The sequence below is a fragment of the Bartonella sp. B23 genome (genome assembly GCF_053793815.1).
Genome location: NZ_CP200033.1, coordinates 160,565 through 184,465, shown reverse-complemented (window position 1 = coordinate 184,465; position 23,901 = coordinate 160,565). Strand labels below are relative to the sequence as shown.

General features: G+C 39.2%; 19 protein-coding genes. 1 reads left to right on the top strand and 18 read right to left on the bottom strand.

Annotated elements, in window-relative coordinates; translation table 11 throughout:
- Nucleotides 1–134: 134 nt before the first annotated feature.
- Both rsmD and V4B17_RS00720 read right to left on the bottom strand, forming a co-directional pair.
- Nucleotides 135–692 (bottom strand): 16S rRNA (guanine(966)-N(2))-methyltransferase RsmD, encoded by a 558-nt coding sequence (gene rsmD / locus V4B17_RS00725; protein WP_455479623.1) that lies wholly within the window; start codon nt 690–692, stop codon nt 135–137.
- Nucleotides 673–2,073 carry a pseudouridine synthase gene (locus V4B17_RS00720; protein WP_455480147.1) on the bottom strand — a complete coding sequence of 467 codons (1,401 nt, stop codon included), beginning with the start codon at nt 2,071–2,073 and terminating at the stop codon, nt 673–675. The genes rsmD and V4B17_RS00720 overlap by 20 nt, the downstream gene beginning before the upstream one ends.
- 269 nt (nt 2,074–2,342) lie before the next feature.
- Here V4B17_RS00720 and V4B17_RS00715 point away from each other — a divergent pair, with 269 nt between their 5' ends.
- Nucleotides 2,343–2,789 (top strand): nucleoside deaminase, encoded by a 447-nt coding sequence (locus V4B17_RS00715; protein ID WP_455480146.1) that lies wholly within the window; start codon nt 2,343–2,345, stop codon nt 2,787–2,789.
- Nucleotides 2,790–2,913: 124 nt separating this feature from the next.
- On the opposite strand, the gene V4B17_RS00710 is transcribed toward V4B17_RS00715, so the two are convergent.
- From V4B17_RS00710 to gshB, 16 genes are all read right to left on the bottom strand, one after another.
- A complete protein-coding gene (locus V4B17_RS00710; RefSeq protein WP_455479622.1) occupies nt 2,914–3,426 on the bottom strand; it encodes a hypothetical protein in 513 nt (170 codons plus the stop codon).
- Between the two features lie 196 nt (nt 3,427–3,622).
- On the bottom strand, nt 3,623–6,538 hold the full coding sequence (gene ileS / locus V4B17_RS00705; protein WP_455479621.1) for an isoleucine--tRNA ligase: 2,916 nt from the start codon (nt 6,536–6,538) through the stop codon (nt 3,623–3,625).
- A gap of 250 nt (nt 6,539–6,788) precedes the next feature.
- Nucleotides 6,789–7,997 carry an outer membrane protein gene (locus V4B17_RS00700; protein WP_455479620.1) on the bottom strand — a complete coding sequence of 403 codons (1,209 nt, stop codon included), beginning with the start codon at nt 7,995–7,997 and terminating at the stop codon, nt 6,789–6,791.
- Between the two features lie 174 nt (nt 7,998–8,171).
- Nucleotides 8,172–9,005: an outer membrane protein gene (locus tag V4B17_RS00695; RefSeq protein ID WP_455479619.1), complete on the bottom strand. Its 834-nt coding sequence runs from the start codon at nt 9,003–9,005 to the stop codon at nt 8,172–8,174.
- A 364-nt stretch (nt 9,006–9,369) separates the two neighbouring features.
- Nucleotides 9,370–10,203, bottom strand: coding sequence for an outer membrane protein (locus V4B17_RS00690; RefSeq protein WP_455479618.1), 834 nt, complete (start codon nt 10,201–10,203; stop codon nt 9,370–9,372).
- A gap of 1,383 nt (nt 10,204–11,586) precedes the next feature.
- A complete protein-coding gene (locus tag V4B17_RS00685) occupies nt 11,587–12,207 on the bottom strand; it encodes a ribonuclease D (protein WP_455479617.1) in 621 nt (206 codons plus the stop codon).
- Nucleotides 12,200–13,594 (bottom strand): M20/M25/M40 family metallo-hydrolase, encoded by a 1,395-nt coding sequence (locus tag V4B17_RS00680; RefSeq protein WP_455479616.1) that lies wholly within the window; start codon nt 13,592–13,594, stop codon nt 12,200–12,202. Before V4B17_RS00680 ends, V4B17_RS00685 begins: the two co-directional genes overlap by 8 nt.
- A 74-nt stretch (nt 13,595–13,668) precedes the next feature.
- The gene (gene mutM, locus V4B17_RS00675) at nt 13,669–14,544 is read right to left on the bottom strand and encodes a bifunctional DNA-formamidopyrimidine glycosylase/DNA-(apurinic or apyrimidinic site) lyase (protein ID WP_455479615.1); all 876 of its coding nucleotides are present in this window, start codon (nt 14,542–14,544) and stop codon (nt 13,669–13,671) included.
- Nucleotides 14,545–14,600: 56 nt separating this feature from the next.
- Nucleotides 14,601–15,848, bottom strand: a complete 1,248-nt coding sequence (locus V4B17_RS00670) for an aminopeptidase (RefSeq protein ID WP_455479614.1) — start codon at nt 15,846–15,848, stop codon at nt 14,601–14,603.
- A gap of 30 nt (nt 15,849–15,878) precedes the next feature.
- Nucleotides 15,879–16,748, bottom strand: a complete 870-nt coding sequence (locus tag V4B17_RS00665; RefSeq protein WP_455479613.1) for a cell wall hydrolase — start codon at nt 16,746–16,748, stop codon at nt 15,879–15,881.
- 601 nt (nt 16,749–17,349) lie between these two features.
- Complete coding sequence (gene phoU / locus V4B17_RS00660; RefSeq protein ID WP_455479612.1) at nt 17,350–18,072, bottom strand: phosphate signaling complex protein PhoU; 723 nt, start codon at nt 18,070–18,072, stop codon at nt 17,350–17,352.
- 21 nt (nt 18,073–18,093) lie between these two features.
- Nucleotides 18,094–18,852 carry a phosphate ABC transporter ATP-binding protein PstB gene (gene pstB, locus V4B17_RS00655; protein ID WP_455479611.1) on the bottom strand — a complete coding sequence of 253 codons (759 nt, stop codon included), beginning with the start codon at nt 18,850–18,852 and terminating at the stop codon, nt 18,094–18,096.
- 53 nt (nt 18,853–18,905) lie between these two features.
- Nucleotides 18,906–20,198, bottom strand: a complete 1,293-nt coding sequence (pstA, locus tag V4B17_RS00650) for a phosphate ABC transporter permease PstA (RefSeq protein WP_455479610.1) — start codon at nt 20,196–20,198, stop codon at nt 18,906–18,908.
- On the bottom strand, nt 20,195–21,655 hold the full coding sequence (gene pstC, locus V4B17_RS00645) for a phosphate ABC transporter permease subunit PstC (protein ID WP_455479609.1): 1,461 nt from the start codon (nt 21,653–21,655) through the stop codon (nt 20,195–20,197). Before pstC ends, pstA begins: the two co-directional genes overlap by 4 nt.
- Nucleotides 21,656–21,717: 62 nt before the next feature.
- Complete coding sequence (locus V4B17_RS00640) at nt 21,718–22,764, bottom strand: PstS family phosphate ABC transporter substrate-binding protein (protein ID WP_455479608.1); 1,047 nt, start codon at nt 22,762–22,764, stop codon at nt 21,718–21,720.
- Between the two features lie 149 nt (nt 22,765–22,913).
- Complete coding sequence (gene gshB / locus V4B17_RS00635) at nt 22,914–23,852, bottom strand: glutathione synthase (RefSeq protein ID WP_455479607.1); 939 nt, start codon at nt 23,850–23,852, stop codon at nt 22,914–22,916.
- Nucleotides 23,853–23,901: the final 49 nt, after the last annotated feature.

Genomic DNA, 23,901 nt, shown 5'->3' with positions numbered 1-23,901 from the left:
TCTTTGCATTGTTTTAAAAACAGCCGCTAATTAATGAAGCAATCTCTTCATAAAAAAAGTGCTATGAAAAAAGATACACAGAACAACCTCTCTCATCCTATCAGATAAAAATGAAAACCTTTTTAAGCCTGAAGTTACGAACGTAGTTTATAAAAACGTATTGCTGTCTCACCGTAAAAACGTTCATCATCTAAGCAAAAAATATCAGGTAAATGAATAACTGCATCTTTCTTTTCTTCAAGCACAAAGAGTGTATCAGCTTTTGCCCATCCTCCTCTCAGAGCTTCTACAAAAGCACGCTCACCTAAATAATGGCCATAGGGAGGATCTGCGAAAATAACATCAAACGGAAGAATTGTTCCAATATTTCCTAATTTTGTTGCATCACGACGCAAGATACGTCCAATCGACTGCAATTTAAAAGATTCAATATTTTTTTGAAGCAATCCACGCCCATCAACTGAATTTTCAACAAAAACTGCTGCTTTTGCGCCACGCGATAAAGCCTCTATGCCTAAAGCACCAGTCCCAGCAAAAAGATCAAGAATGCGTTTATTGGTCAAAAATTGTTCTTCTCGGCTCGCAAGAATATTAAAAAGACTTTCACGCGTACGATCACTCGTTGGGCGAATTGACTGCCCCACAGGCGCAAACAAAACACGTCCTGCAAACTTACCGCCAACGACCCGCACGCGACCCTCCAAATAGCTTCGATGTTTTTGCATCACCAACACATGATTTAGATTTTTTCATCACACCATAAAATGATTTCGTTTTTCGCTTATTCTCAAAAGAACGCTCATCATGACAGCCTTTCGTAAATTTCTCTTCTTTACTAGAAAAACGACCATTATTGCCGGAAACACGCGCCTCACCGTAAGATTTTTTACCACGTTTTTGATCAAAACATGCGCCCTTTTCTTCTTGCAGCTGAATTTTTGATAGCTTTTCCTTATCTTTATGGGAAAATCCTTGACCAGCTAAATTGCTTTTATGTTCATGAGAGAGCTTCTCACTAAAGGGAGATTTTTTACGCGCACTTTGTGGACGTGCACCAGGAGCCATCCAAACATTAGAACGGCGCGAACGAGGCAAAATACGCTCTGCTTTTTCTTCTTCAATCTTATCCTTACGCGTAAATTTCTCATCAGATTTTGTACCCAATCTTGATTGATCATGCTTAACAGAACCACTTCGCTGCCTGCGTTGCACATCTCTTCCACTCGAGAAAATCCAACTGTCATTGGTGACAGAAAGATTTTTATCACTTTGTTTTTCTAAAACAACAGCAGAATTCGAAAATGGCTTAAGGATAGGAGAATCAAAATCTGCATTGGCCTGCATAATTAAACGCTCGCCTAACTGCTCACGTAACATCCGACCTTTTATTTCACGAACTGCTCCCTCTTCCAAGTCGGAGAGCTGAAATGGACCATAAGATATACGAATTAAACGGTTAACTGATAATCCTAATGCACCCAGAACATTTTTTATTTCACGATTTTTTCCTTCACGTAAAGCCACAGAAAGCCATAGATTTGACCCTTGTTCACGTTCAATCGATGCTTCAATCGAACCATAGAAAATACCATTAACTGCGATGCCATTTTTAAGATTATCAAGTGCACTCTGTTTTACTCTTCCATGAGCACGAACTCGATATTTGCGCACCCATCCCGTTAAAGGAAGCTCTAATACACGTGCTAAACCACCATCATTGGTTAACAGCAAAAGCCCTTCCGTGTTAATGTCAAGCCTGCCCACAGAAAGAACACGAGGCATTCCTTTCGGCAAGTGGCTAAATACTGTTGGTCTACCTTCAGGATCACGGTTCGTTGTGACAAGACCCGTTGGCTTGTGGTAAAGCCATAAACGTGTTCGTTCTATAGGAGACAAAGGTTTGCCGTCAACTTTAATAATATCAGAGTGGGTAACATTAAAAGCAGGCGTCGTCACAACTTTACCATTAACAACAATACGACCTGCAGAAATCATCATTTCTGCATCACGACGCGAGGCAACGCCAGCACGTGCTAGCCTCTTGGCAATCCGTTCACTTTCATTTTCATTCATTTGCTCTTCACACCAATCTTTTCCAGTATGTTCAAAAAATCGCCTTCCTGCACTATACTGCTTATCCTGAAAATGGGAAGTAACACAATCATTTATCATTTTCTATCCTTTAGCGGCAATAATGCACCTGTTTACTTGCAGGTTGATTTTAAATGTTTAAAAAGCAATATTCCTTTGTTAAAAAAGATTATAGCTTATTTATTTTACAGTACTCTTCTCTCTATAGAGAACACTTTTCAATCCCCCTACACTTCAGAAGGAAGAACATGATGACTCTAACACCAATGGAAATGGCTCTCTTAGAAGCGCAAGAGGCAAAAAAAAAAGACGAAGTCCCTGTAGGTGCCGTTATCACGCATGGAAAAACAATTATTGCACGCGCTGGTAACTCCATAAAATTCCCGCATGATCCTACAGGACACGCAGAAATGCGGGTAATTCGTATGGCTTGTGAAACATTCCAAAGCGAAAGACTTCCTGATTGCGACTTGTATGTAACACTTGAACCTTGTGCTATGTGTACCGCAGCCATTTCATTTGCACGCATACGGCGTCTCTATTACGCAACAAGCGACCCTAAAGGAGGTGCTATTGAACATGGTCCACGCTTTTATCAACAACCAACCTGTCATCATAGACCTGAGATCTATTCTGGTTTTAAAGAAAAAGAAGCCGCTCAGCTTCTTCAAGATTTTTTTGCACAAAAGCGGCGTTAAAAACAATTCCTTTTCTTACCATCAATCATACCTAAAAACATGAGAAATCTGCGGCTATAGCCCTTCTTTTCATCAGAACAAATCTCTAGAGAACTTTTTCTTTACTCATTTAACGCCTGAACTCTTATTCTCCAACAGGCGCAATCTTTGCCGATTGACGATAGCTTAAAGGTGGCTCAGTGAGATGTAGACGATATTTTGCACTTCCGACTTGTGCTCTTTGACGACGTAAATACTTCTGCCGTTGTTTCGCATTCAACCGTGAAATACTTTTTGAGTCAACAGTATCAGCATTTTCATCAACTGATGATACTTTTTTTGTAACAACAGAACCCCTATTTCCATCAAAACGCTGCTCCGATGTTGATACTCCACTAAAAGAGTTATCCTGCTGTGGCAACGGTAAAACACCGTGCGAACCAGGATTCGGCATCACAAGTTTTGGACGAGACTTCATAACAAGCTGACTGTTGTCATTTTTCGATGTTAGTGAAGCAAGATTAGCAACATCTTCAAAAAACTGTAATGAAACTGCCTTATCTGTACCATAGGTAGGAGCAGATAGACCGCATCCTGTTAAAACAAAACACATGCCCAAAATGCTCGCTGGCAATATTTTTACTTCACGTTTTTTCACTGCTTATCCAATTTTCCTAAGTATATGGCCGATCGATCTTCCCACGATCTATCAGAGATCTTGTCAACACATTATCACCTACAGAAAAATAATAGGTACCGTCATTATCATAAAAGACCACATGCATCAATGACAGAATCTAAACCGTAATGGCGCTCTTTGTAACTCTGTACTTCTGCCTCTTGATCTTAAAATCTTAAATCTTGCCGAGCATTTGCAATTCCCGCAAAGCAGCCGCATCGCGAGCAGATACATCAGGATAAGCTGGATCGCTTCCAACATCTTGTGTATAACGCCATGATCGAGCACATTTTCTTCCCAACGCCTTCCCCGGATACACACTAACACCTTCAACATCACTTAGAGTAAAAGCATCCGCAGGAGCTACATCCTGACTAATTGTTAAAGTACTCGTGATACAAATTTCCGCCATATCCAAATTCTCTAACACCTTAAGTAAAGCTGGATTAGAAATAAAAACAATAGGCGCAGCTTCTAAAGATGATCCAATACGCTTGTTAGCCCGTTCAAGCTCTAAAGCACCCGTTACAACTTTACGAACCTGTCGGACTTTTTTCCAACGTTCAGCCAAAGACTTGTTTTGCCATTCCCTTGGAACAGAACAGAATTGCTCCAAATGCACTGAATGACTTTCTGGATAACGCTCCAACCAAGCCTCTTCCATTGTAAAAGGCAACATTGGAGCAAGCCATGTTACCATTCGTTTAAAAACTTCACGAATAACCTGTAAAGAAGCTTTACGTTTTTGTGATGAAGGTGCATCACAATAAAGAGAATCTTTACGGATATCAAAGTAAAATGCCGATAAATCAATGATTGAAAAATCTAACAATGCGCGCATAATCTTTTTGAAATCAAACTCATCATAAGCTTGATTAATCAACTGATCGAATTCAAAAAGCCTATGCAATATAAGCTTTTCAAGATCTGGTAATGCGCAATAAGATATTTCTTCTCCTTCATCGTGCGCCAACGTCCCAAGCATCCAACGGATCGCATTACGCAATTTACGATATGAATCCACATTTGTCTGAAGAATTTTTTTACCTAAACGCTGATCTTCCCAATAATCCGTTGTCATGACCCAAAGACGAAAAATATCAGCACCAGATGTTTTAATGATCTCTTGCGGAACAACCGTGTTTCCCAAAGATTTAGACATTTTTTTGCCATTCTCATCCAAAGTAAATCCGTGTGTAATTACCGTCTTGTAAGGAGAACAGGCGCGCGTAGCACAGCTTTCCAAAAGAGAAGACTGAAACCACCCACGATGTTGATCAGACCCTTCAAAATAAACATCGGCAGGCCATTTCAAATCAGCCCGATCTTCTAATACAAAACTATGACTTGCTCCAGAATCAAACCAAACATCAAGAATATCATGAACCTGAACCCAAGGCTCATGCGCACGATCACCTAAAAAACGCTCACGTGCCCCCTCAGCAAACCACGCATCCGCCCCTTCTGCTTCAAAAGCACGCAAAATACGCTCATTCACGCGCTCATCTTTTAGAACAACACCATTTTCATTGGCAAAAATACAAATTGGAACACCCCAAGACCGCTGGCGAGAAAGAACCCAATCAGGACGATCTGCTATCATAGAAGCTAAACGATTTTGACCCGAAGAAGGGACAAAACGCGTCTTCGCAACAGCCTCTAAAGCACGACTGCGTAGGGTTGAACCATCGCCAAGATCCTTATCCATTGAAATAAACCATTGTGGTGTATTGCGGAAAATAACAGGTTTTTTCGAACGCCAACTATGAGGATAGGAATGTTTTAAACGACCGCGTGCAAACAACCGATCTGCTTTAATTAAAGCGTTAATAACCTCTTTATTAGCATCACCAATTTTTCCATTATCATCAATGACGCGCACAGCCCCTTCTTTACGGTCTGGTCCAAAACCTGGAACATCCTTCGTATAAAAACCAGCATCATCAACGGGGAAAGGTATAGAGGAATCGATACCTACCTTCTCCAATAAAGACTTATAAGCATTCCAAATTTCAAAATCTTCACGCCCATGGCTTGGCGCTGTATGAACAAAACCTGTACCAGCACCCTCTGTTACGTGCGAACCGTCAAGCAGCGGAATTTTAAAATTATATCCCCCAGCAAAACCTTTGAGTGGATGAGAAAGAATAAGCGTTTTAAGTTCATCAGGAGAAACAACGCGTAAACGTTTCAAAACAAGTTTTGCTTTTTCTGCACAGCTCGTAGCTAACACATCAGCAAAGAGAAATTTTTCCCCAGCTTGAGGACCAAAATCATTTTCCGCGCTTTCAACTTTATAAATACCGTAAGAAATCTTTGACGAATAACTAACCGCACGATTACCAGGAATTGTCCACGGAGTCGTTGTCCAAATCACAACATAAGCACCACATAAGTCATCAGAATCGGCTTTAATAACAGGGAACTTAACCCAAATAACCTCTGATTCATGATCGTGATATTCAATCTCTGCCTCAGCCAAAGCTGTACGCTCCACAACAGACCACATCACAGGTTTTGAGCCACGATAAATCTGATCTGACATGACAATTTTCATCAATTCACCGGCGATGCGCGCTTCCGCATGAAAAGCCATTGTAGTATATGGCGTCTTAAAATCTCCAACAACACCAAGACGTTTGAATTCTTCACTTTGAATAGCTATCCAATGTTGTGCAAATTCACGGCATTCTTGACGAAATTCGTTAAGGGGTACATCGTCCTTATTTTTCCCTTGTGCACGATATTTTTCTTCAATTTTCCATTCGATTGGAAGTCCATGGCAATCCCAACCAGGAACATAATTTGCATTAAAACCGCGCATTTGGAATGAACGAACAATCACATCTTTTAGAACTTTGTTTAAAGCATGGCCAATATGAATATGCCCATTTGCATAAGGTGGACCATCATGAAGAATGTAAAATGGACGCTCTTTCGCTTGTTGACGCAATCGCGCATAAAGCTCCATATCCTCCCACCGCTCTATTAATTCAAGCTCTTTTTGTGGCAACCCTGCACGCATGGGAAAATTTGTTTGTGGTAAATAAAGAGTTTTTGAATAATCTACTGTTTCATTTTTCACAACCATTGTGAAGTATTCCTGTCCACTTTTACGATTTCATTTTTGCATAACTTCCCTGGACCCTGCAACTCTGGTTTTTTAATCTATAGGGAAAGCCGAGCTCATCGTTCGTATTAAGCAGCGATCAAGAAGATATATCATTATATTTTATGGGCTTTATCACGAAACCATCAAGAAAGGAAACCAAAAAATGATTTTCTTAAAAAAATACAGGCCCCACCAAGGTGGAGCCTCTTTGCAATTTATTTTCAAAAAATTAGAATTTGTAAGCTACACCAACACGAAAATCATTGGTTCTAAGGCCAACTTCAAATTTTTCTTTTGCAAATTTCTTTTTGCCAAAATCAGAGTAACGATACTCTGCACGCAAAACAACATTATCTAGAACTGCAAAGTCAATACCACCACCAAGAGTATAACCAATCATTGTCTTGGTTTCATCAATTAAGTTATTGGATTCTAAATCTCTTTCACTTTCTTTCTTAAATGATACTGACACAATATCCTGAAGTTTCGTATAAGCGACACCACCAGAAATATAAGTCATAAAACGATCAGCAGCAAAACCAATACGCAACCGTGTAGCACCAGCCCAACTTTGCTTTAAAGTATGACTTAAAGCCTCAATTCTGCTACCTGGCTCAGGACTAAGCTCAGAGAACTCTCTTCTCAACCGCTCTAAATCATACAGACTCCCACTGTTGTTGTCCTTACCAAGAGCTCTCGCACCATTTCCAACCATCCTCTCTGCGCTGTGATGACCATAACCAGCGCCATACGGATGAGCAGCATGTGGAGAACCACCATGACGACCGCGACCAGCATCCGCCCCATTTGCAGCATGTTCCATCGGTGCTGCTGGTGCTCCTGATGCTGCTGATGCTCCTAATGCTCCTGATGCTCCTGATGCTCCTGATGCTCCTGGTGCTGCTGGTGCTCCTGGTGCTGCTGGTGCTCCTGGTGCTCCTGGTGCTCCTGGTGCTCCTGATGCTACTGGTCTTGGTTGATTCAAAGCCGGTGATGCTGATGCCGACCGTACTGATCCACCAGATCTTGCCACTACACTATCTACTGTAGCATTACCAGATATATTTAGGATAACATCCTTCGTGTATTTTTGTCCAGACCACATTAAATCTGTATCGATACCAAAAATAAAGTTATCGCCAAGATCAATATTAGAACCTGCGTAAAGGCCAGCACCCTCAAAACCAGAAAGTTTAGGTAGTAAATCTTTAGTCAGTGGCGCATTCTTACCTTTATCAATAACATTGATATCCGTTTTACCTGAAAAACCAACAACTTGACCACCAATGTAAGCACCGGTCCAAGTAAAAGCAGGAGCAACAAAAACCGATGAAGTAACTGGTGTTGGCTGATGCGGAACCATCACATCTGCTGCCTGTGTTGCAGATGATGAAATTAAAGCAAAAATAGATGCCGTTATTAAACGTTTCGTGTTCATAAAGTATCTCCAAATATCCAAAACGTAACATATATAGTACATCCGCTTTAAAATATCTGTAGCAAAAATATCACACTCACAAAAAATAGAGGTTCCATCAAAGATGGAACCTCTTTAGAAATTTAGTTTTGCAATAATAATAATTTAGTTTTGCACTAAATTTAGAATACTAAATTAGAATTTGTAAGCTACACCAACGCGGAAATCATTGGTCTTGTAGTTAAATTCCTGTGTGTCATTTGCAAATTTCTTTTTACCAAAATCTGAATGACGGTATTCCGCACGCAACATAACATTATTGGACATTGCGAAATCAAGACCACCACCAAGGGTGTAACCAACCATCATCTTTGTTTCGTCGTACAAATTACCACGACTCACAGTTTCAGCTTTACCATCCACATTTCTCGACCCTATAACCGAATGAATGCCCTGTAGCTGCGCATAAGAAATACCACCAGAAACATAAGGCATAAAGCGATCAGTTGCAAAACCAACACGTACCCGTGTAGCACCGGACCACTTTTCTTTGTAAGTGTTATGATCTTCAACGATGTCATCGGGTCTAAATTCTGCATTTGAGGCGGTGGTGCTAGAACTTGCGAATAAACCGTTCAGGTCGTGAGCATCTAGCGGACTTAAAAGGACTCTTTTATTTCTCGTTTTTGTTTCTTCACGTCCAGACCAAACAGCATCCGTTTCAACCCCGAAAATGAAACCATTGCCAAGTTCTATGTTGGAACCTGCATAGACGCCACCGATGAAACCAGAAAGTTTAGGTGTATCATCTTTAGCGAAAGGACTACCATTTGCACCTGGAACCTTTATCTCAGACTTGCTTGAAAAATTCCCAACTTGAGCACCAAGATAAAAACCTGTCCAAGAAAATGCAGGGGCAGTAACAACTGCTGGCACAGCTTCATTAGAAACAATAACATCAGCAGCTTGTGCAGCAGAAACCGAAACCAAAGCGATAACAGAAGTTGTTATTAGAGATTTTATATTCATAAATTTTTGCTCCTAATTTAGTTTGTGCAGGTGATATTATATAATAGCGCAAAAAAAATCTGTAGCAAAAATGGCACAGCCATAAAATAAAGGCTCCGCTCAAAAACGGAGCCCCTCAGCAATTTCGTTTTATACGAAAGCTTGTAAATTACATAAAATTAATAAATCATTGGTTTTACAGTAAAATTTCTATCTGTTGTTTACACACTTCCTTTAACTAAAATCAATACATGACAGCATTCTATGTATGTAATAATATGCATTATGTGATATAATAACCACAAAAAACACCAAAAATGCTGCCAAAATAAACTTCCTAATATTTAACTTACAATGCGTTAAAAATAATTTAACTCACAATATGTTAAAATTTGTAAGCTACACCAACACGAAAATCATTGGTTTTGTAAGAAGTTTCATATTTCTCATTTGAGAATTTCTTTTTACCAAAATCCGAATAACGATATTCTGCACGAACGATAAAATTATTGGTCATTGCAAAATCAACACCAGCACCAAGGGTGTAACCAGTAAACGTCTTGCTTTCATCAAACAACTTACCGGAAGCTATTACTTGACCTGTATCTTTTTCTGTTATTGATATCGACGAAATGTCTTGAAGACGTGCATAAGCAATACCACCGGCAACATAAGGCATAATACGTTCAGCAGCAAAACCAATCCGCACTCGCGTAGCGCCAGCCCACTTTTCTTTATAAGTGAAACTATTCACTCGTTTATCACCAGCTTTGAGTACTTTACCCCCAAGATCAATACCAGCATCTTGCAGCATCTTATTAACATATGCTATGTGATTTTGAGCAATCTCGTATGTTGTTAGTGTCTTAGTGTCATCTTTGTCAGACCACATAATATCTGTATCAACACCTAAAACAAGGCCATTGCCGATATCAATATTAGAACCTGCATAAAGACCAGCTATGAAACCAGATGGTTTAGGTACGAAATTTTCACTAACAGGAATTCTTTTTCCTGCAGAAAGAATATCCATTTTAGTTTTGCTTGAAAAACTACCAATCTGCCCACCAACATAAAAACCTGTCCAGGAAAAAGTAGGAGCAACAATAACCGGCGCAACGGGTGTAGGATTTTGCGGCACAATAACATCTGCCGCATGTACTGCTGAAGCTGATACAAAAGCGAAAGCAGAAGCTGTTATTAACCATTTCATATTCATAATTTTCCTCCATAGCTGAATATCTGAACACGCAATTCCATATAGAGCCCCCTCTACAGATATCTGTAGCAAAAATGATACACTCATAAAAAAAACAAAAAAACCACAAATTCCCCTCCTTTAACCGTTTAGATCTATCAATGGGAATCTGTAAACTATACCAACGCGGAAATTATTATTCTCTCGATGAAATTCAATACTATCTTATGCGCGCGCTCCAAAATCTGAAAACAACATTCTTCATGAAAAATACACACTGGCAGCTATTGTAAAGTGCAATCCCCACCAAAATTATACAAAAAACACATCCAGCTTTAATCATGCATCACCACACACATAACAGCTTGACTTGTTATATTTTTTGGCATCACAAAACCGGCATTATGGCGAAAAACACAAATAAACAGAATTCCTTTCCCACTTTATTAAGCTCGAAAAAGCACCCTTCTTCTCCAAAATCCACTGGTTACACAAAATCGCATATCCTAATACCATTGTTGCGCTTATTTAAATCCCACCTTACCCCATGATCATTTTGAGATCTTTGAGTTTTTCCTACATCTTAGGACTCTTTACCTAAACCGGATATGATACAGCTGCCAAAGGAACAACTGCTTCGCATTTACTATTACAAACACAAAAAACTATTTTTGAAAAATTTTAGGTAACACACCACTGCTCTGTTCATTCAACAGAGAACTTTAAAAAAATAACAGAGGTCATTTCTCATATCAGCTTTGAAGAAAGAACGGAATTGCCCTCCATTGAGCGACAAAAACTTAGATAAAAATAGCAAAAGCTGCAGTAAAATATCTTAGATTCACAAATCTTCCTCCATTTAAAATATCATAATGTGCTTTACATAGTACCTTTACTTTAAGCTTCCATAAAAAACAATATACTGATCGATAAAAAATGAAATTAAAAAACTAGACCCTATGCACTTTCAATGCCAACACAAAAATCACTAATTTTGCAACAAGTTAAGAATACAATGTGCCGTTTAAATGTAAAACCAATTATACACGTATTCACTAACGCACTTCTTTCGGAGAGATTTTTTTCATCTTATTCTTATATTGCTCAATGCATCGTGGTAGTGTTAATATATTAAGTCTTCAGTCAATGTGTTACCTGTAGTCTCACCATAATACTGTCGATTTTTTAACTAACGGCTGTTTGAAATACAAAAAAGCAAATCCTTATAATTTTATTTTTATCCTATAATCTTTAAATTTAACAACACTTATTAAACTAAAAATTATGTCATAAAATACTCTCACAAAAAGACGACAAAAGAACGAAATACCCGTATATTACGGACATTTCGTTCTTTTGCATTGTACTTCTTATGACTCCGATTTTAAAAGCTCATTTTAAAATTCAGCTATGCGCAAAAATATCAACCTCCGGCCATCCCAAAAGGTCGAGTTTTGCTCTCATAGGTAAAAATTGAAAACATGCCTTTGCAACATTTCCTCGCTCTTCACGTCTTAGGCGCTCTTCAAATACATCTCTTAAACGATGCAAATACAAAACATCCGACGCAGCATATTCAATTTGCGCGCGTGACAAAGTTTCAGCAGCCCAATCTGAAGATTGCTGTTGTTTTGAGATATTCACATTTAGCAATTCACTACAAATTTCTTTCAGTCCATGACGATCCGTATAGGTACGCGTGAGTTTTGAAGCAATTTTTGTACAAAAAACCACATCCGGCATAACGCCAAATGTATGCGCTAAAACAGAAAGATCAAAACGCCCAAAATGAAATATTTTGGTGATTTCCTTATCTTCAAGCAATTTGACCAAATTTGGTGCACTCTTTTGTCCTTTAGCAATCTGTATAACGTCAGCAGTACCATTTCCAGGAGAAAGCTGAACAACACATAAACGATCACGATGCGGTTGTAATCCCAAAGTTTCAGTATCAATTGCAACGGAATCAATTTGATAGTTATCTAAGTTTGGTAAATCACCTTGATGAACGCGAATCTCAGTCATTCACCCTCCTATTTGCTAAAGTCGCAAGAATACGTGCCCAAGATCGCTGTCCTTTGTGAAATGATTTTAGATTATATTTTTCATTAGGCGAATGAATACGGTCGTCAGCCAGTGCAAAACCAACCAAAATAGTTTCCATATCAAGGATTGACTGAAAGTCTCCAACAATAGGTATCGAGCCACCCATGGCTGTTAACAAAGCCGGTTTGCCCCACTCTTGTGACAAAGCATCTTTCGCTGCCTCGATAAAGGGAGAATCATAGGAAAGCTGAATTGCTGGAGAAGAACCATGCTCCTTAAATGCAACTGTACAGTCAGCAGGAATAAGACTGCGCACATAATCACGAAAAGCTTGGCGTATTTTCTTTGGATCTTGCTTATGCACTAAACGAAAAGATACCTTTGCATTTGCTTGAGAAGCAATAACCGTTTTGATTCCTTCTCCCTCATAACCACCACTAATACCATTAATTTCTGCTGTAGGACGCGCCCATACCAGCTCTAAAATGCTCCGTCCTTTTTCACCAGCAGGGATGGAAAGCCCTATAGGACCAAGAAAATTTTCAGCATTGCAATTAAGATCATTCCATGATTGCAAAATATGTGGCGGTGTTTCTTCTACTCCATCATAAAAATTAGGCAACGTCACCCTATTATTTTCGTCATGAAGTCCTGCCAAAATTTTGGCTAAAATACGAATGGGATTGGCTGCTGCTCCCCCAAAATAACCAGAATGCAAATCGTGATTAGCCGCTGTGATAATGACCTCTTCTCCTAGAATCCCGCGGAGAGCAACAGAAACAGATGGTGTATCCGAATCCCACATCGACGTATCACAAACCAATGCACAATCAGCCTTAAGCTCATCGCTATTTGCTTTCAAAAAAGGAGCAAGTGAAGGAGAACCACTTTCTTCTTCACCTTCACATAAAATAGTAACTTTAACAGGGAGATGCCCTATTTCTTCCTTAAATGCACGGCACGCTTCAATAAACGTCATGAGCTGACCTTTGTCGTCTGAAGCCCCACGAGCACAAATCACTTTCTCCCCACCTCTCTCTTTTAAAGAAGGTATAAATGGATCATCTTCCCATAAATTCAGCGGATCAACAGGTTGAACATCATAATGTCCGTAAAACAAAACATGCAGACAATCATCTGAAGGCCCTGGATGATGCCCGACAACCATTGGATGACCTGGTGTATCACGCCGTGAAGCCTCAAAACCTATGCTTTTTAAATCATCTACCAACCAATCAGCAGCTTTACGACATGCATCCTTATAAACAGAGTCTGTAGAAATCGATTGAAAACGCAAAAGAGAAAAAAGGCGTTCAAGGCTCTTTTCTATATTCTTATCAAGATGTGTTAGCACTTTATTCAGCATAAAAAAACTCTCAAGCCTTGTGTAATTGTAAATATGACTTTAAGCCTCTTGTAGGATTTTGCAAGACACCTTATTCATTTTTGACACTGTGAACAGTAAAAACTCGAACGCCCAGACTGTAAAATACGTACAATAGGCGTTCCACACTGCAAGCATTCCTTGCCTTCTCGTCCATAGACTGAAAAAGTGTGTTGAAAATAACCAAGCGAGCCATCTACATGCATATAATCACGTAAAGAAGATCCACCAGACAGAATTGCTTCAGCAATCACATCGCGTATATTTTGTGCTAAACAATCTGCAAATTTACGTGCACGCGTGGTTTTCAATGCTAATGTAAATGCACCACGCTGTGGAGATAAGCGACTACGCCAAAGAGCTTCGCAAACATAAATATTCCCGAGACCCGCAACGACAGACTGATCAAGCAAAACTCCCTTAAGGGATATTCTTTTATTAGCAAAAACCTCCTGTAAATAGTTGCCAGAAAACGCATTACTCATAGGCTCAAGCCCTAGCTTCTTTAAAAGCGGATGCTCATAAAGGCTGCTTGTATCTGCTAAAAGCATAAAACCAAAACGACGAGAATCATTATAAATGAGACGATAAACTTTGCCGTCTTGTGCTAGAACATCCATGATAAAGTGATCATGCTTAACAAATTTACTTTCGGCAAAAGATGTTTCTCTTAAAAGATCATCCTCTATGCGCCATGATCCTGACATTCCTAAATGACTCAAAATCGTTTCATTCTGCGAAAGATGAAACAACAAATATTTCGCACGCCGACCAAGTTCTACAACCGTCCTGCCCATAAGCCGCTGAGAAAACGCCTCAGGAAAAGGAAATCGCAAATTTCTACGATTAAGCGTGACAGATATAATCTTTGCACCAGTGGCAACAGGCTCAAGTCCACGACGAACTGTCTCTACTTCAGGAAGCTCAGGCATCTATCTTCCTAATAATCATGCACTTTCCAACAATAACATCGAAAAAAATAGCAATATTAAGCCCACTCACCCTTACGAAATACTGGAACTCTCATACCGTCCTGCGTAATGCCATCTATGTCAAGATCACCTGATCCAATCATCCAGTCAATATGAATTACACTCTTATTACCACCACGTGCCGCAATTTCCTCTGCCGTCAATGATGACCCATCTAAAAAACACTTCGAATAACACTGCCCTAAAGCAATATGACATGCAGCATTTTCATCAAATAGTGTATTATAAAAAAGAAGATTACTCTTAGAAATCGGTGAAGAATGTGGAACGAGAGCAACTTCGCCCAATCGATTTGCACCTTCATCACTTTGCAAAACCTGCCGTAAAATTTCCTGACCCGTTGAAGCACGTGCATTAACAATACGCCCAGCTTCAAACTGTACCTCAATATTATCAATGAGCGCTCCTTGATAAGAAAGAGGTCTAGTCGAACGAACAAAACCTTCAACCTTATGCGCATGAGGAGTGGTGAATACTTCTTCTGTCGGAATATTAGGATTGCAGACAACACCATTCTTAGCAGCTGATGCACCACCATGCCATTCATGATTGTCTGCCAAACCAACCATTAAATCAGTTCCTGGCCCTCTAAAATGCAAAGCAGAAAAACGCTGTTCATTAAGCCAAGATGACCGTTGCTTCAAAGTCGCATTATGCACAGTCCACGCATATACTGGATCCTCTTCTGTAACACGTGAAGCAGAAAAAATTGCATCAGCTAACTTCTTAATCGCTTCATTAAGCGGCAGAGAAGGAAACATCGCCTCAGCCCACCCTATGGTTGGATAAGCAACAATTGACCAATTTATAGAAAAATCCGATATTTCTTTAAGAGCAGGCTTGTAAGCTATCGAAGTAGCCTTATTTAAGCGTGCAACCTTATCAAAATCCTGGTTGGAAAGCAGCAAAGGGTTATCACCAACAACAGCTAAACGCGCAGCCCCATTTTCAAAAGCCTTCGCCATTCCTTCATACAGCCAAGAAGGCGCATGATCAAAACTAGCAGCATGCGCATTTTCAAAACGTGTAAGCGATAACATATCATCGCTAAAAAATGGTGTAATTACACAAGCACCAACTTTATAGGCATGGTATGCAATACGCCGAACAAAAGGTAATGCGGAAACTGGAGCAGTCAAAACAAGATCCTGTCCTTCTTGTAAATTTAGCCCAACTTTTACTGCAATTTCTGCAAGACGATTAAGCATTTCAGGCGAAATTGTCTCATAAATATCAAAGTACATTACTAATGTCTTTCTTTGATTGTGAAAAAATTACCGGCTTCTGTACTGTTTTTCTAACACGGTAACAATCGCATTTAACTGATATGGTGAAGGCATAGCATAGGCCACTATCGACTTTCTTTCCTCTTCCCTATCTGCACGATGAGGTGCATATGCGGGAATGGGAACTTTATCAAGTTGTACTGTAACAAAAGGCGTGCTACGTACCTTGTTTGCCTGCGCTACTTCTATTGAAGAAGATGCATTTTGTGAAGAAGATGCATTTTGTTTTTCCTCTGCTTTTATTTCTTTACTTGCTGCACTTGCATCCATAAAACTCGATGAAGTGCCAAAACGTTCTTGAGCAAAAGCATAAGAAACATCATAAGGACGATCATTAGTAGGAACCTGAAGTGATCCATCACGTGAGCGCTTTTCATAAAAGGCATTCCCTCCAGAAACAAGAACGTAATGCATATTTTTATAAGGAAAAGACAAACCTGCTGTATGAAAAAACTTAGCGTTTTTAAGTTTTTTATCCCTTCTGCCACGTAAAACAGCATCAGCTGCCTCTTCAGCACGGGCAATAGATGCAGGCTCCGTCATAGGACGCGTTAAAACACCAGGGGCAAATTGTTTATATTGACCAACAACACCACAAATCGTTTTTGGATAAGCGCTTGAATTAACACGATTCATAACAACTGTTCCAACAGCAATCATTCCTTCAAAACTTGTCCGATTCGATTCAAAATACATTGCACGCACAAGGCATTGGCGTTCAGTTAATGGATACATTACTGTTTTTGTCTTCTTATTTTCATTCACTCTACCAGCACCAAAATGTTTCGAAGAACACCCCACAACGAAAAACGGTGCCAAAAAACAGATCACAAAAACAGTCCAATAGTTTTTTTTCATCTTACACAACACATTCCCACATCTTCGAAGTATTCAAAATTTAAATGGGTTTTAAATGTATCTTTAAAAAAAGTATATGGTTAATTGCCACCGATTAGTAAAATTTTAATACAAGTGGTAATTGAAAGCTATTTATGCAAAATAAAAAATAAAAAAGTATTAATATATAAATCAATATTGTCATTATTATGAAATAATGAAGCCACACAGTATCAATCCTCATGCTTTAATAGCGATAAAATATTATCCTCCGAAAATCCTCCAACGATTTCACATACAAAAAGATTGTGATACCAAAACTGTCTTCATCAAAAAAACTGGTACGAATATCCCCTTCAATACAAATTTGAAAAAATGACCAAAAAGAAAGTTTTTCCTTCGCCAAAAACTAAACGGATGATACTCTCTTTCTGAATCAGGCTATAAAATGAGGAGTTAAAAATTCGCAATATTATCTATAGATAAGATAACTTCTATACTGCTTCTTTGCACTCACTTATAATCTGTATACAGTGTTCCGCCGATAGCTATACTGCCAAAAGTTCCAGAATGGTTGTTATCTTAAATAACAAGCTCACTTTATACATCGGAGAGAAAAATTTTAATCTATTTTCTTCTCACTTACCCCAACTTTATAGGTAAGATCATCACGAGGACGATCAGAGGACATATGATCGCCAGTTATGATATAATGCAGCATTTCCGCGATATTGGTAACATGATCACCAATTCGTTCAATATTTTTTAAACAAAAAAGCAAGTGCGTACAAACCGTAATATTGCGCGCATCTTCCATCATATAAGTCAGAAGCTCACGAAAAAGAGAAGTATATAAAGCATCAATTTTACCATCACGCTCACGTACTGCGTCAACACGTTCCAATAAACGGCTCGTGTAAGCACTCAATACTTCCTTTAATTGATTGAGTGCTAAAGCTGTAATCGTTTCAAGTCCATGGTAAAAAGCAGCAGATTGACGTATTTCTGAAAGTGCTACCGTTCGCTTAGCAATGTTTTTGGCCATATCCCCAATCCGCTCAAGATCGGAAGAAATACGAATAGCACCAATAATTTCACGTAGATCAACAGCCATTGGTTGGCGTTTGCAAATAATAGTAATCGCTTTCTCATCAATATCACGTTCTGCTTCATCTAAAAACAAATCATCGGCAATAACTTCTGTTGCAAGTTGAAGATCACTGCACACAATTGATGCAACAGAACGTTCGATCATTCTTTCTGCATGACTGCCCATTTCTGTAATTCTTGCTTTCAAATATTTTAGTTCTGCATCATAAGAACGGACAGTATGGTTCGTAGACATACCTTATACTCCTCAATTCGCCTATCCAAAACGCCCAGTAATATAATCTTGCGTACGTTGTTCTTTTGGTGAGGTGAAGATCATTTCAGTTGCACCAACTTCTACCAAATGTCCTAGATGAAACATAGCTGTATATTGAGAAACACGTGCTGCCTGTTGCATGGAGTGCGTCACAATAACAATTGTATAATTTTGTCGTAATGCATCGATAAGCTCTTCAATACGCGCCGTCGCAATTGGATCAAGAGCTGAACATGGCTCATCCATCAAAATAACTTCAGGGCTCACTGCAATGGCGCGCGCAATACACAAACGCTGTTGTTGTCCCCCTGATAAACTTGTACCTGCCTCATGAAGACGATCTTTTACTTCTTCAAATAAACCTGCCTGCCTCAAACTCTTTTCAACAACATCATGCAATTCTGCACGCGATTTTACTAAACCGTGAATGCGTGGACCATAGGCTACATTCTCAAATATAGATTTTGGAAAAGGACTTGGCTTTTGAAAAACCATTCCAACACGGGCGCGCAATTCCACAACATCAATCCGCGAGTCATAAATATTTTCTCCATCTAAGGTAATAAGACCCGTTATCTTAGCCTCTTCAATCGTATCATTCATACGATTGAAGCAACGCAAAAAAGTCGATTTTCCGCAACCTGAAGGACCGATCAAAGCTGTAACCTTATGTTCAGGAATGTCGAGAGTAATACCATGAAGAGCTTCTTTGTCCCCATAAAATACCTTCACATCCTGACCACGCATTTTAATCTTCATTACAGACTTTACCCTACTTTAGAATACAAACTTTATCGAAACGCCTAATCAGACTACTGGCGCCGTTCAAATCGTCGACGTAAAAAAACTGCAAAAATGTTCATGACAGCGAGAAACATCATTAATACAATAATAGCACCCGACGTCTTTTCAACAAAGGCGCGCTCTGCTTCACCTGCCCACATAAAAATTTGAACCGGCAAAGCTGTTGCTGGATCCATGGGGGTAGCAGGAATATTGACAACAAAAGCAACCATTCCAATCAAAAGCAAAGGTGCCGTTTCACCTAGAGCCTGAGCTACACCAATAATCGTACCAGTCAAAATACCAGGCGCTGCTAAAGGTACAACATGATGAAAAACCATTTGTGTTTTCGATGCTCCTAATCCTAAAGCTGCTGCGCGAATAGACAAAGGAACTGCACGCAGAGCAGAACGCGTTGCAATAATAATTGTTGGGAGAGTCATAAGAGCCAAAACAAGCCCACCAACAAAAGAGGCCGAACGGGGTAACCCAAAAAAATTAATAAAAACAGCAAGTCCTAAAAGACCAAAAACGATCGAAGGAACAGCTGCAAGATTATTGATATTAACCTCAATAAAATCTGTAAATTTATTTTTTCGTGCATACTCTTCAAGATAAAGAGCCGTTGCTATCCCTATTGGGAGTGAAAATGCTAAAACTATGGCTATCATATAAAGGGAGCCGATTATCGCAACCCCTAGTCCCGCAGTCTCAGCACGACTTGAAGCACCAAATGTAAAAAAACCAAAATTAAATGTTTTACGAAGCGTACCATCGTGAGTTAAGCGTCTCATCCACTCTACTTGGCGATTAGAAATTTTGCGGTTTTTTTCTGCTGCATGCAAGTTAATCTGCCCTTTATAAGCGGAATCAATATCCGCTGCTGCTAAGACTTTGATTTTTTGCGTTGTTCCAATAAGCTTTGGATTCTCTGTAACCATTTCACGCAGTTGAACACGTACACTTTTTGAAAACATGCGGTTAATATCCCGCAGAGATGCGCGATCATTTTGGTCTATATCAAGCTTTTTTGCCAAAGCATTGCGTACAAGAAGAGGATAATTAGCAGTTATGAGTACCTGCGGGCTTGTCTCACGCTGACCACTTGGATCGATTACCTTTTCATCTAAGTAAACCGATAACGCCATTTCACTTTGAAAAAAAGCTGTATAACCTTGGCTAATGATAGACCATAAAAGTGCAAATAAAAAAAACAAACCAATAAAAATAGCAATAAGACCATACGCTCGGAAACGATGCTCAGCCCAATATCGTCGTTTAAGACCAATATTGCGACGAGGAAAAAGAAAATCTTTATTCATTCATATTGTTCCCGATATTTGCGCACAATGTAAAGAGCAAAAATATTCATCAAAAGAGTCATCATAAAAAGTGTCATCCCTAAAGCAAAGGCAACAAGAGTTTGTGGAGAATTAAATTCAAAATCACCTGTCAATTGATTAACAATCTTAACTGTCATCGTAGTCATTGCTTCAAATGGATTAAACGTTAAATTCGCTGCAACACCTGCCGCCAAAACCACAATCATTGTTTCTCCAATTGCACGTGATGCTGTCAACAAAATGGCTCCCATAATCCCCGGAAACGCTGCTGGTAAAACAACTTTTTTAATTGTTTCAGATTGCGTTGCTCCCAACCCATAAGAGCCTTCGCGCAAAAAACGTGGAACAGCCGTAATAACATCATCAGACAAGGAAGAAACAAAGGGAATTAACATAATTCCCATAACAGATCCAGCTGTTAAAACACTTTGAGACATAACAAAACCAAAACCACCAGAGAGAGAAACAGAGAGATCACGTAAAAATGGTCCTACAACTTTCAAAGCAAAAAAACCGTAAACAATGGTTGGAACACCAGCAAGCACTTCTAACAAGGGCTTTACAATTGACCGCAATCGAGTAGAAGCATATTCAGCCATATAAATGGCAGAAAATAATCCTATAGGAACAGAAAAAAACATTGCTACAAATGCAATATAAAGTGTGCCAGCAAGAAGTGGTATGAGACCAAATTGCCCCACTTCATTGCTTGAACCAACAGCTGAAAAACGTGGATCCCAAACTGTTCCTAAAAAAAAATTTGACAAGGGCACAGATTTAAAAAAACTCATTGTTTGAAAAAACATGGAAAGTGCTATAGCTGCCGTTGTTATGACCGCAACTATAGATGCGCAAATCAACCCAATAACAATCAGATACTCCACCTTATTGCGTGCACGCTGATGCGGAGCAGTTTGTATAATTCCAAAAATAAAACCAAAGGACGCAATGACAAAAAGGCAACTATGACCAATTAACTGTAACTTTTGAGAAGAAGAGACCCATGACTGCGCTATCCTTAACACATCATCCGGTGCTCCATAAGGCAAAGCAAACCCTTTTGCGAATAACTGTACTCGAACTTTTTCATACGAAGCGGAAGCAAGATCCACCTCAAAGAGATGAAGCATTTTGACCAAACTTCGAATAGTCTCCAAAATAAGGTCATGATTAATAACCTCTATAACCCGCGCACTGTATGCCCCAATTTCTCGAGAAGCGCTGTATTCCAAATAAATTGCACTCCCACAATCCCAAAAAATTAAAAAAATAAGAGCTGGAATAACAGCCATTAAAAATGTCCACCAGCCGTAATAATACGCACGAGAGTGCATTTTACATTGTGCATATTCAAGAGTGCGAGCCCGCATACAAGAAATACAAAAACCAATAAGACCAAGAGAAAACAGGAGAAAAATAATGAAGGAAATACGCATATTGTCTTTCAATTTTTACAAAAAAGCAACACAGAAAACTCCTATATCGCAAATTCAGAGAATTATTCCAAACTCATTACTCTGCCAGAAGAAAAAGCAGAACGCTGTGCTTGTCGTTCTTTTTCAGAAGCAACAACTAAACCATATTCAGCCAATGGACCATCTGAGCCAATCATTTGGTCAGAAAGAAAAAAGTTAACATATTCCCGCAAACCTGGAATAATATCTAAATGCGCTTTCTTAACATAGAAAAAAAGTGGACGAGAAACTGGATATTCACCACGAGAAATTGTTTCAACTGTTGGCGCAAAACCATTAATATATGCAACCTTTAGCTTATCAGCGTTATTTTCATAAAAAGATAAACCAAAAACTCCAACCCCTGTTTTATTAGAAATCAACCGCGCAAAAGTTTCAGAATAATCTCCATCAACATCAATGACTTTTCCATCTCTACGTACAGCAACACAAGCAGCGTGAATCGCTTTATCATCCATCCCTAAGGTTTTCATTACATCAACCGCTCCACTAGCTTTACAGCCTTCAGCTAGCAATTTTTCCTCAAAAACTTCACGTGTTCCATGCTTTTCTCCAGGAATATAAGCCGCTATCGTCCAATCAGGAAAAATACCATTGACAGCATTCCATTTTGAAACGTTATTGGACTGTAATCTTCCGTCTATAATAACCTGAGCAGCAAGTGCCTTATAAACATCTATTGGCTGCAAATTCCAATCAGGACCATTAATATTTGTTGCAAAAACAATGCCATCGTACCCGATGCGTATTTCTTCAACATCTTTTATACCAGCATCAAAACAAGACTGCAATTCACTTGGCCTTATTGCCCGTGAAGCATTAACTATATCTATTGTGTTCTCCCCAATACCACGGCAAAATTCCTTAATCCCAGCACCTGAACCACCCGATTCGATAACGGGAACCTTAAAATGGGGATAAATTTCTCCAAATATCTCAGCAACGATCTTTTGATAAGGCAAAACTGTGGATGAACCCGCAATTTGAATTTGATCGCGTGCGCCGACAACATTAACGGACAACAATATGGTAAAAACCAGTCCCATTCCAATCAATAACAATTTGCTCATCCGTAGACTCCCTAGAATGTGAATCAATACCTTCTGTTTGTATCATATGATAATTCTAGTCTACATTTGCAGCATAACAAATATAAAATAAAGCAGCATTGAAATTTTTTTCTGACAAAACCACGTCTTAGCTTTCGGCTCAAATAAATTTAATTTGAACGTTTGAACTCAACAACATCCCAGAAAAGGTGAGCAACATCTGTACCACCAAAACGTTTAATTTCACGAATCCCGGTAGGAGATGTCACATTAATCTCCGTTATATAATCTCCAATAACATCAATTCCCACGAGAAGAAGACCACGTTCGCGTAAAGCGGGAGCAATGCGTTCGCAAATTTCATGATCACGTTCGGTTAAATCAATATTTTCCGCCTGCCCTCCAACATGCATGTTAGAGCGTACATCCATTTCTACCGGAACACGATTAATCGCTCCAACAGGCGTACCGTCAAGCAAAATAATCCGTTTATCCCCTTTTCGTACTGCATCTAAATAGCGCTGAACAATAAAAGGTTCATGATAAATTTGTGCAAACATTTCCAAGAGCGATGCTAAATTGTGATCATCCTTTTTTAGATGAAAAACACCAACTCCTCCGTTGCCATAAAGTGGTTTAATAATGATATCGCCAAACGTAGTTCTAAACTCCGCTATTTCTTCAATATCTTTTGTAATCAATGTTTCTGGCATCAAATCAGGAAATTCAGTAACAAAAATTTTTTCTGGGCTATTGCGCACCCATGCCGGATCATTCACAACCAATGTCTTAGGATGAATACGTTCTAACAAATGCGTTGTGGTAATATAATTAAGATCAAAAGGTGGATCTTGGCGTAAAAGAACCACATCCATATCCATCAACTGTGTACGGAAAGACTTCCCTAATTGATAATGATGTCCCTCTTCGTCGCGTACAATCAGCGGCTCTAATCGTGTAATCACACAACCATCGCGCATCGATAAGCAACCTGGTGTATAATGAAAAAGTGTGTGTCCACGTTCTTGTGCTGCTAAAGCAAGTGCAAATGTTGTATCTCCTTGAATCCGAAGCGTTGAAATATGATCCATCTGAACAGCAATTTTCACGAATGAAACCTCCCTATATCAAAAGAAGACTAGTCTACAAGCTATAAAC

Bases quoted from the DNA above. Each gene is read 5' to 3' on its own strand.
- V4B17_RS00640 (WP_455479608.1), bottom strand. From the start codon at position 22,764: ATGAGCAAATTGTTATTGATTGGAATGGGACTGGTTTTTACCATATTG.
- V4B17_RS00700 (WP_455479620.1), bottom strand. From the start codon at position 7,997: ATGAACACGAAACGTTTAATAACGGCATCTATTTTTGCTTTAATTTCA.
- mutM (WP_455479615.1), bottom strand. From the start codon at position 14,544: ATGCCTGAGCTTCCTGAAGTAGAGACAGTTCGTCGTGGACTTGAGCCT.
- pstA (WP_455479610.1), bottom strand. From the start codon at position 20,198: ATGAATAAAGATTTTCTTTTTCCTCGTCGCAATATTGGTCTTAAACGA.
- V4B17_RS00680 (WP_455479616.1), bottom strand. From the start codon at position 13,594: ATGCTGAATAAAGTGCTAACACATCTTGATAAGAATATAGAAAAGAGC.
- V4B17_RS00690 (WP_455479618.1), bottom strand. From the start codon at position 10,203: ATGAATATGAAATGGTTAATAACAGCTTCTGCTTTCGCTTTTGTATCA.
- phoU (WP_455479612.1), bottom strand. From the start codon at position 18,072: ATGTCTACGAACCATACTGTCCGTTCTTATGATGCAGAACTAAAATAT.
- V4B17_RS00685 (WP_455479617.1), bottom strand. From the start codon at position 12,207: ATGACTGAGATTCGCGTTCATCAAGGTGATTTACCAAACTTAGATAAC.
- pstB (WP_455479611.1), bottom strand. From the start codon at position 18,852: ATGAAGATTAAAATGCGTGGTCAGGATGTGAAGGTATTTTATGGGGAC.
- pstC (WP_455479609.1), bottom strand. From the start codon at position 21,655: ATGCGTATTTCCTTCATTATTTTTCTCCTGTTTTCTCTTGGTCTTATT.
- V4B17_RS00670 (WP_455479614.1), bottom strand. From the start codon at position 15,848: ATGTACTTTGATATTTATGAGACAATTTCGCCTGAAATGCTTAATCGT.
- V4B17_RS00665 (WP_455479613.1), bottom strand. From the start codon at position 16,748: ATGAAAAAAAACTATTGGACTGTTTTTGTGATCTGTTTTTTGGCACCG.
- V4B17_RS00715 (WP_455480146.1), top strand. From the start codon at position 2,343: ATGACTCTAACACCAATGGAAATGGCTCTCTTAGAAGCGCAAGAGGCA.
- V4B17_RS00720 (WP_455480147.1), bottom strand. From the start codon at position 2,073: ATGAATGAAAATGAAAGTGAACGGATTGCCAAGAGGCTAGCACGTGCT.
- V4B17_RS00695 (WP_455479619.1), bottom strand. From the start codon at position 9,005: ATGAATATAAAATCTCTAATAACAACTTCTGTTATCGCTTTGGTTTCG.
- ileS (WP_455479621.1), bottom strand. From the start codon at position 6,538: ATGGTTGTGAAAAATGAAACAGTAGATTATTCAAAAACTCTTTATTTA.